Raw genomic sequence first — 9,132 nt, 5'->3', positions numbered from 1 at the left:
TGCGCCCGGCCAGCGCGGCAGGGGAGGAACGTAGTACGACTTTCGCCGGACACTCGGGAGGCGATGCACGCTTGGGAGGACGAGACTCCAGCTTCGGCCCTCCGGAATGCGCATCACCTCCCGGGTGTACCCGCGGGCCCGGTGCTCACCGCCCCGGGCCGGTAGAATCGAGGCGTATCCCACACTCAGGCACGCACACACGGTGCCGCACATATCGCGCTAGGAGACCCATGGCCGCCATACCCGACAAGCCCGCCCTCGAAGGTCTCGAGCAGAAGTGGGATGCCGCCTGGACGGATGCCGGAACCTACCGGTTCAACCGCGGCGCCGCCGCCGAGGTCGGACGCGGCGGGGTCTACTCCGTCGACACTCCCCCGCCCACGGCATCCGGGTCGCTTCACATCGGTCACGTGTTCAGCTACACCCACACCGACGTGAAGGTGCGTTTCGAACGGATGCGGGGCAAGACCGTCTTCTATCCGATGGGATGGGACGACAACGGGCTTCCGACCGAACGCCGCGTGCAGAACTACTACGGCGTCCGCTGCGATCCCTCGCTGCCGTATGACGCCGACTTCACTCCCCCCTACGAGGGCGGTGACAACAAGAGCAGCAAGGCAGCCGACCAGGTGCCGATCAGCCGCCGCAACTTCATCGAGCTCTGCGAGAAGCTCACTGTCGAGGACGAAAAGCACTTCGAAGATCTCTGGCGGATGCTGGGGCTGTCCGTCGACTGGACCCAGACCTACCGCACGATCTCGGACGAGACGATGCGCACGAGCCAGCTCGCGTTCCTGCGCAACCTCGAACGTGGCGAGGCCTACCAGTCGCTCGCGCCGACCCTGTGGGACATCGACTTCCGCTCCGCGATCGCGCAGGCAGAACTCGAAGACCGCGAGCAGCCAGCCGCCTACCACCGCCTCGCTTTCCACAAGAGCGACGGCAGCGGCGACATCCACATCGAAACCACGCGCCCCGAACTGCTGGCCGCGTGTGTCGCGCTGGTCGCCCACCCCGATGACGAGCGCTACCAGCCCGCATTCGGCACGACCGTGCGCACGCCGCTGTTCGATGTCGAGGTGCCAGTGCTGCCGCACCCGCTCGCGCAGCCCGACAAAGGCTCGGGTATCGCGATGATCTGTACGTTCGGCGACGTCACCGACATCATCTGGTGGCGCGAGCTCGACCTTCCCAACCGCACGATCATCGGCAAGGACGGCCGCATCACCGCCGAGGCTCCCGAGGTCATCACGACGGGCGCCGCGCGTGCCGCCTATGCGGAGCTTGCCGGCAAGACCGTTTTCAGCGCCAAGAAGCGCGTCGTGGAACTCCTGCAGGAGTCAGGCGAGTTGATCGGCGACCCCAAGCCGTTCACCCATCCCGTGAAGTTCTTCGAGAAGGGCGACCGCCCCCTCGAGATCGTCTCGACGCGTCAGTGGTACATCCGCAACGGAGCCCGCGACGAGGCGCTGCGTGAGAAGCTCCTCGAACTCGGCCGCGACGTGGCGTGGCATCCGGACTTCATGCGCGTGCGGTACGAGAACTGGGTCGGCGGCCTCACCGGCGACTGGCTCGTCTCGCGCCAACGATTCTTCGGCGTGCCGATCCCGGTCTGGTACGCCCTCGACGAGAACGGTGAGCGCGACTACGACCGCGTCCTGCTCCCTTCTCACGACCAACTTCCCATCGACCCCACCACCGACGTGCCGCCGGGCTACACCGCGGACCAGCGGGGAGTCCCGGGCGGCTTCGACGGCGAGCGTGACATCTTCGACACCTGGGCGACCTCGTCCCTGACTCCCCAACTCGCCGGCGGCTGGGAGCGCGATCCCGAGCTCTGGGATCTTGTCGCACCGTTCGACCTGCGTCCCCAGGGACAGGACATCATCCGGACGTGGCTGTTCTCGACGATGCTTCGCAGCGCGCTCGAGGACGGGCGAGCGCCGTGGACTGATGCCGCGATCTCGGGATTCATCGTCGACCCTGACCGCAAGAAGATGTCCAAGTCCAAGGGCAACGTTGTCACCCCCGCCGACATCCTGCAGCAGCACGGTTCGGATGCCGTGCGCTACTGGGCAGCATCCAGCCGTCTGGGCACGGATGCCGCGTTCGACCCGCAGAACCCGACCCAGATCAAGATCGGCAGGCGCCTGGCGATCAAGATCCTGAACGCGGCGAAGTTCGTGCTCTCGTTCCCCGTCCCCGAAGGCGCCCGCATCACTCACGCGCTGGATGCCTCGATGCTCGCGACCCTGGACGGCGTCGTGCGCGACGCCACCGCAGCACTCGACGCGTACGACCACGCCCGTGCACTGGAGATCACCGAGTCGTTCTTCTGGACCTTCTGCGACGACTATCTCGAGCTGGTGAAGGAACGCGCCTACGACCAGAGCGATGTCGGGCAGGCATCCGCCGCTCTGGCGCTACGCATCGCGCTGTCGACGCAGCTGCGTCTGCTCGCGCCCGTCATCTCGTTCGCGACCGAGGAAGCCTGGTCGTGGTTCGAGGAGGGGTCGATTCACACGGCGTCGTGGCCCGAGCCGCTCGGCATCGACGGGGACCCCGCGGTACTGACCGCGGTCGGTGAGGCGCTCATCGGCATCCGTCGCGCCAAGACGGAGGCAAAGGCCTCGCAGAAGACGCCGGTGGCCTCGATCACGATCGGTGCACCTGCCGCGACAGTGGAGCGACTGCGCACGGCCGAGGGCGACCTGAAGGCCGTGGGGCGCATCGACACGATCACGTACACGGATGCCGACAGCACGACCGTGGCATCCATCGAACTCGGAGAGGTCTGACATGCAGCTCGGAACCCGCTGGCCCCTCGGGGCAACACCGCCGGCCGCCGTGCCCGACGCGCTTCGCGCGCAGATCGCCGCGGTCGAGGACCTGATCTCTGCCGGACAGCTCGCTCAGGAGCCGACACCGCGCTGGACGCTCACTTGGCTCGAGGGTCGGCCGATCGCGGAACTGGACACCGGCGTGATCGTGACTCTCGACGACGACGGCGAGGCGGTCGTGCACCACGACCCCGACGACGAGTTCGCGTGAACCTGCGATCACTCCTCGTTCGGTGACACCCGGCTCGCTGCCAGAAGAAGCCGCGCGGCGGCGAGTGCGGCGATGATCGTCACGGCTGCCGCGATGACGTACGGAAGCCGAAGGTCGACACGTGCGACCAGGCCCCCGAGCATCGTGGCGATGGGGAAGAGCCCCCAGGTGAGGCTCCGGATGATCCCGAGGACCCGGCCGAAGATGTCGCCCGGGATGATCATCTGCCGCAGCGCTCCCCACGGGACGTTCCAGAGCGACACTGCGAACGCCATTCCTGCGTAGGCGACGATCGCGCTGACGAGTTCGGGGGCCACTCCCACCGCAGCCAGGCAGACGCCGGCAGCCAGATTGGCGCCCAGCATGACGGCGCCGCGGCCGGAGCGACGCACGAGCGCCGGCGCGACGAGTGAGCCCAGCAGCGCGCCGGCTCCGATTCCCGCCGTGACGAAACCGATCGCCGCAGGAGCCACGCCCTGCGTCTCGAGGAAGTAGAGAATCGTCGGCGCCTGCGCGAACGAGAAGGCGCCACCGAGGATCGAGGTAAAGACCACGAGCGCACGGAGATAGCGATGGCGCCACAGGTACAGCGCAGCATCCTTGGTCGAGACCCGCGCAGCGGCAGATGCCGGGAGCCTCTCACCGGGAACCGCCACCTCGTCGCTTGCAAATGCGGCATCCGGGGCGGCCCTACGCAGGGCACTGGCAGCGGAGATCGGCAGCATGAGCGCTAGAACGATGGGGATCAGATAGCCCGCCGATCCGACCCAGAGCGGGAGCACGAGCGAGATCGCGAAGAGGACTCCCGCAATGGGCTGCGCGACGAAGCTGTCGATCGTGATCTGGGCTGCCTGAATCCGGCTGTTAGCCCGGTCGAGCCCTGCCTTGCCGACCAGCGACGGGATCACCGCATTCGTCGCGTTATCGAAGAGGGTCTCTCCGATGCCGAACGCCACAGTCGCAACGAGCAGGTGCCACAGCTCCAGGTGACCGGTTGCCGTCAGAGCAGCCAGGGCGACCGCGACGCCGCCCCGAAGCACGTTCGCCGAGGCCATGACCCGGCGTCGGTCGAACCGGTCGACGATCATGCCTGCTGGAAGCCCGAAGAACAGCCAGGGAACGAACGCCAGCGCTCCCACAGCGGCAATGGCTACCGGGTCCCGCGTCAGCGTCGTCGCGATGAGAGGGACCGCCGTACGGCCCACGCCATCCGCGAGGTTACTGAATGCTGCAGCGGTCCAGAGCTTCCCGAAGTCCCTGCCGAGCGGAACCCGACCCTGGACGGAGCTCGGCGCGAGGGTCATCGTGGCAGGATGCCGAGATGGGCGCCGGCGCGGGCATCAGCGCGCCCGTCAGCGTACCCGCGTTCCGCTGCGTGCCGGATCCGACGTGTCGATGCACGCCTCCGAACCCGCGCTTCAATATCCCGTTCCAGCGCTCGCAAGATGGCCAGCGCCGCCCGCTCGAGCGCACTCGGCTGCGGCTGCTCGCATCGGCTGGGGGCCACTGTGCTGATCACGCTCATGACTCCTCCGGGTCTGTCAGGGGGAACACATCGGTTCGGATGGTGAAGGGTCGCACTCCCTCGCCCTGCTGGTCGCGATAGCGAGCGACGTAGGAGTCGATGACGGTCTCAACCTCGCGAACGAGTTCTTCGAACTGGCCATCGGTCAGCCGAACGGTGGCGGTGCTGAGCATCGCTGTCCACTCGTCGGGATCCTTTCGAATCTGACGCGAGATGAAATCCTCGAGCTGCCGGTTCCGGCGTCGATAGAACTCGCTGATGACGACCTGGCTGGCGGCGCGGCCCGCGGGACTCTTGACGGCCGTCGGACTGGTCATCGAGACGGCTCCCTTGGGGCGTTCCCACCAACGCTCGCGCCCCGTCCCGCGATCCGGAACCTCTCGAATGAGATCGTGCTTGGCGAGGGCGCGCAGGTGATAGCTCGTGGCGCCCGACGACTCCCCCAGCTGCTCCGCCAGCGAACTCGCCGTCTGAGGACCGAACTGACTCAGGATGTCGTAAATCTCCACGCGAAGCGGGTGGGCAAGGGCGCGCAGCGCGCCAACGTCCAGTTCGCGCGCCTCGCCGATCCTCGGCGGCTGCTCGCCCGGCATCTCCTCCGACTCGTTCACGATGCAAGAATAAGATTGCAAACAATATTTTGCAAGCACATATTTGCAAACGACGTTTTGGAGTCCGCTACTGAGGAGATAGGTTGAGTCCATGACCGACGCCGCCCTGTCGAACCCGCTCCTCGCCGCAAGCCCGCTCCCCTACGGGCTCCCCGACTATCGGGCCATCCGTCCGGAGCACTATTTGCCGGCGTTCACCGAGGCATTCGCCCGGCATCGGCGCGAGATCGACGCGATCACGAATGTCGCGGCCGCCCCGACGTTCGAGAACACACTGGTGCCCCTGGAGCGGAGTGGTGAGCTGCTCCACGATGTCGCGTCAGCGTTCTACACCGTCTCGTCTGCTGACGCGACGCCGGAGATTCAAGAGATCGAAGAGGCACTCGCACCGTTGATGGCGGCGCACACGGATGCTGTGCAGCTGAACCCCGAGCTCTATCGACGCATAGCGAGCGTGCATGCGCAGCTGGATGACCTCAACCTCGCGCCGGAGGATCGCTATCTGGTCGAGCGTCACTACCGCGAGATGACCCACGCGGGCGCGGGCCTCGACGAAGCCCAGAAGGCCCGACTCACCGAGATCAACGGTCGCCTCTCGATCCTCACCACGACCTTCGAGAAGAATCTCCTGAACGACACAAATGACCTCGCTGTCCTGTTCGATGATGTCACCGAGCTCGACGGGCTCACCGAGGGTGAGCTGTCGGCGGCCGCGCGAGCAGCTGCCGATCGCGGCATCATGGGGGGCTGGCTGATCTCGCTCACCCTGTACACCGGACACCCGTACCTGGGTTCCCTGCACAATCGCCGGTCACGCGAGAGAATCATGGCGGCATCCCGCGCTCGTGGTACCCGCGACAACGGCAACGACAATCGCCCTGTACTACGCGAGATCGTGCAGCTGCGAGCAGAGCGCGCTGAGCTCCTCGGGTACCGCTCACACGCCGACTACGTCACCTCAGATGAGACAGCGCGAAGCCCCGAAGCCGTTCGCGACCTGCTGTTCCGCCTCGCCGCGCCGGCGGCCCGCAACGCCCGAACAGAGCAGGCGTCGCTTCAGGCGATGGCGGATGCTCAAGCCGAACCGTTCACGATAGAGGCACACGACTGGGCCTATTTCACCGAGAAGGTTCGGTCAGCTGAATACGACATCGACACCGCAGCGCTGCGTCCGTGGTTCGAGGCTGAGCGCGTGCTCCAAGACGGCGTCTTCCGTGCAGCAACACAGCTCTACGGCATCACTTTCACCGAGCGCCCCGACCTTCCGGGCTACCACCCTGACGTGCGGGTCTTCGAGGTGTTCAATGCCGATGGCTCGGCACTCGGGCTCTACCTGCTCGATCTGTATACACGTGATAGCAAACGCGGTGGCGCGTGGATGAACTCCATCGTTTCCCAGTCCCAGCTGCGCGGCACGGCGCCGGTCGTGGTAAATAACCTCAATGTCGTGAAGCCGGAGCCGGGCACTCCGACGCTGTTGACCCTTGACGAAGTCACGACCTTTTTCCACGAGTTCGGCCATGCGCTGCACGGCCTGTTCGCGACAGTCACCTACCCGCACTTCGCCGGCACCAATGTGTTCCGGGATTTCGTCGAGTTCCCGAGCCAGGTCAACGAGATGTGGATCTTCTGGCCCGAGATCGTGGCAGCCTATGCGCGCCACATCGAGACAGACGAGCCACTGCCGGCGCAGGTTGTGGAGCGCCTGAATGCGACCGAGAGCTTCAACCAGGGGTTCGCGACGAGCGAGTACTTGGCTGCATCCTGGCTCGATCAGGCCTGGCACTCGCTTCTTTCAACTGATGGTGCTGACGCGGTGGATGTCGCGGAGTTCGAGGCTGCTGCGCTGGCGGAGATCGGGCTCGACAATCCGGCGGTTCCGACCCGGTACTCATCCACGTATTTCGCCCACATCTTCTCCGGCGGCTACAGCGCGGGCTACTACTCCTACATCTGGAGCGAAGTCCTGGATGCCGACACCGTTGAATGGTTCCGCGAGAACGGCGGTCTCACGCGGGCGAACGGCGACAGATTCCGGGAGCGCCTCCTCGGCGTCGGCGGGTCGAAGGATCCGCTCGAGGCGTACCGGGACTTCCGCGGCCGCGAGGCCGAGATCGCCCCGCTGCTGCGTCGCCGGGGACTCGACAGCTAGGGAGCCCGCCCTCAGTCTCCAGCCGGGCCGACGCGGGGCGCGTCGACAACAAACCGCAGCCGCGCGAACTGACCGACCTGGCGCGCTTCGACCAGGCGGAGCCGGTCCGACTCAACCCGACGCGGAAACAGGGGCGCGCCGCTGGTCAGTGCGACAGGTGCGATCGATAGGGCGATCTCGTCGAGCGCTCCAGCGTCGTAGAACTGCGCGGCAAGCTCTCCGCCGCCGACGATCCACACGTCCGACTCCCCCGCGGCGTCACGAATCTCGCTCAACACGCCCGTCACCGGCCCCGAGACGAACGTCACATCCGCACCCTCCGGTACGGGCAGGTTCCTCGAGGTGAAGACGAACGTGCGGCGGGTGCCGAAGAGCTCGTGCCACTTCTCGGGGTGATCTACGAGATCAGACTCGCGCAGTATCCACTCGTAGGTCGACGACCCCTCGACGATCAGCGCGTCTGTGGGTGGCAGGAGCTCAGGATCTGGCTCGGTGCCGCCTGGCACGTCAAAGAGCCACTGCAAGGAATGGTCGGAGTCAGCGATCCAGCCGGTGAAGCTGGTCGCGGTGTCATAGATGAATCGCGTCACGCCGCGACGCTACTCGGTGGCCCCGACATCCTTCACGGGCAGGACGTGACGCCCGCTCAGGCGGACTTGCGAGCCTGGCGCAGTACGAGCGTCGGAGCTGCGCCATCCTCGACGGCAGCGCGCGTCACGATCACCTTGTCGACGTTCTCGGCAGAGGGGATCTCGAACATGATCGGCCCCAGCACATCTTCGAGAATCGCGCGCAGGCCGCGGGCGCCGGTCTTGCGCGCCACCGCGAGATCGGCGATGGCAACGAGCGCCTCGTCGTCGAACTCCAGGCTGACACCGTCGATCTCGAACATCCGCTGGTATTGCTTGACCAGCGCGTTCTTCGGCGCCGTGAGGATCTCGATGAGGGCCTCGCGGTCAAGCGGCGACACGGATGCGACAACGGGAAGGCGCCCGATGAACTCGGGGATCAGGCCGAACTTGTGCAGGTCCTCGGGCTGAACCTCGCTGAACAGGCTGAGGTCGTCGCCCTTGTTGTGAAGCGGCGCCCCGAATCCCACACCATGCTTGCCGACGCGCGACGAGATGATGTCTTCCAATCCGGCGAAGGCGCCGGCCACGATGAACAACACGTTCGTCGTGTCGATCTGGATGAACTCCTGATGCGGGTGTTTGCGCCCACCCTGCGGCGGGACGGAAGCCACCGTGCCCTCGAGGATCTTCAGGAGAGCCTGCTGCACGCCCTCACCCGACACATCCCGCGTGATCGACGGATTCTCGGCCTTACGGGCGATCTTGTCGACCTCGTCGATATAGATGATGCCGGTCTCAGCGCGTTTCGTGTCGAAGTCTGCTGCCTGCAGGAGCTTCAGCAGGATGTTCTCGACGTCCTCGCCGACATACCCCGCCTCGGTCAGCGCAGTCGCATCGGCGACAGCGAAGGGCACGTTCAGTCGCTTGGCAAGGGTCTGCGCGAGGTAGGTCTTTCCGCATCCCGTCGGCCCGAGAAGCAGGATGTTGCTCTTGGCGATCTCGATGTCTTCGGCGCGCTGCTCGGCGGGCTGCAGCGTCGAGTGCGCACGGACACGCTTGTAGTGGTTGTAGACGGCAACCGACAACGCCCGCTTGGCTGGCTCCTGACCGACGACGTACTCCTCGAGGAACGCGAAGATCTCGCGAGGCTTGGGCAGATCGAAGTCGGCGACAACCCCGTCGCCGGACTCTGCCATACGCTCTTCGATGATCTCGTTGCAG

7 protein-coding genes are annotated in these 9,132 nt (G+C 65.9%); 3 read left to right on the top strand and 4 right to left on the bottom strand.

The features are described from left to right. Positions 1-230 precede the first annotated feature (230 nt). Positions 231-2,798 carry a valine--tRNA ligase gene (gene valS, locus B3587_RS11765; RefSeq protein ID WP_292728864.1) on the top strand — a complete coding sequence of 856 codons (2,568 nt, stop codon included), beginning with the start codon at positions 231-233 and terminating at the stop codon, positions 2,796-2,798. Between the two features lies 1 nt (position 2,799). Beyond that, positions 2,800-3,051: a hypothetical protein gene (locus B3587_RS11760; protein WP_228178216.1), complete on the top strand. Its 252-nt coding sequence runs from the start codon at positions 2,800-2,802 to the stop codon at positions 3,049-3,051. Positions 3,052-3,059: 8 nt separating this feature from the next. Here the strand turns inward: B3587_RS11760 and B3587_RS11755 are convergent, their stop codons facing one another. Then, complete coding sequence (locus B3587_RS11755) at positions 3,060-4,355, bottom strand: MFS transporter (protein WP_292728860.1); 1,296 nt, start codon at positions 4,353-4,355, stop codon at positions 3,060-3,062. Positions 4,356-4,572: 217 nt separating this feature from the next. Then, entirely contained in the window at positions 4,573-5,187 is a 615-nt protein-coding gene (locus B3587_RS11750) for an ArsR/SmtB family transcription factor (protein ID WP_414683135.1), read from the bottom strand. Positions 5,188-5,278: 91 nt separating this feature from the next. Here B3587_RS11750 and B3587_RS11745 point away from each other — a divergent pair, with 91 nt between their 5' ends. After that, positions 5,279-7,339: a M3 family metallopeptidase gene (locus B3587_RS11745; protein ID WP_292728857.1), complete on the top strand. Its 2,061-nt coding sequence runs from the start codon at positions 5,279-5,281 to the stop codon at positions 7,337-7,339. Positions 7,340-7,350: 11 nt separating this feature from the next. Here B3587_RS11745 and B3587_RS11740 read toward each other — a convergent pair whose 3' ends face one another. Continuing rightward, a complete protein-coding gene (locus B3587_RS11740; RefSeq protein WP_228178213.1) occupies positions 7,351-7,929 on the bottom strand; it encodes a dihydrofolate reductase family protein in 579 nt (192 codons plus the stop codon). Between the two features lie 56 nt (positions 7,930-7,985). Beyond that, positions 7,986-9,132: ATP-dependent Clp protease ATP-binding subunit ClpX (gene clpX / locus B3587_RS11735; RefSeq protein WP_292728853.1), on the bottom strand; the 1,147-nt coding region annotated here is incomplete at its 5' end.

This window comes from Microbacterium sp. UBA837 (assembly GCF_002296025.1).
In the GTDB taxonomy this organism is placed as follows: Bacteria; Actinomycetota; Actinomycetes; order Actinomycetales; family Microbacteriaceae; genus Microbacterium.
This window is presented reverse-complemented; position numbering and strand designations above follow the sequence as displayed.

Bases quoted from the DNA above. Each gene is read 5' to 3' on its own strand.
- valS (WP_292728864.1), top strand. From the start codon at position 231: ATGGCCGCCATACCCGACAAGCCCGCCCTCGAAGGTCTCGAGCAGAAG.
- B3587_RS11760 (WP_228178216.1), top strand. From the start codon at position 2,800: ATGCAGCTCGGAACCCGCTGGCCCCTCGGGGCAACACCGCCGGCCGCC.
- B3587_RS11755 (WP_292728860.1), bottom strand. From the start codon at position 4,355: ATGACCCTCGCGCCGAGCTCCGTCCAGGGTCGGGTTCCGCTCGGCAGG.
- B3587_RS11745 (WP_292728857.1), top strand. From the start codon at position 5,279: ATGACCGACGCCGCCCTGTCGAACCCGCTCCTCGCCGCAAGCCCGCTC.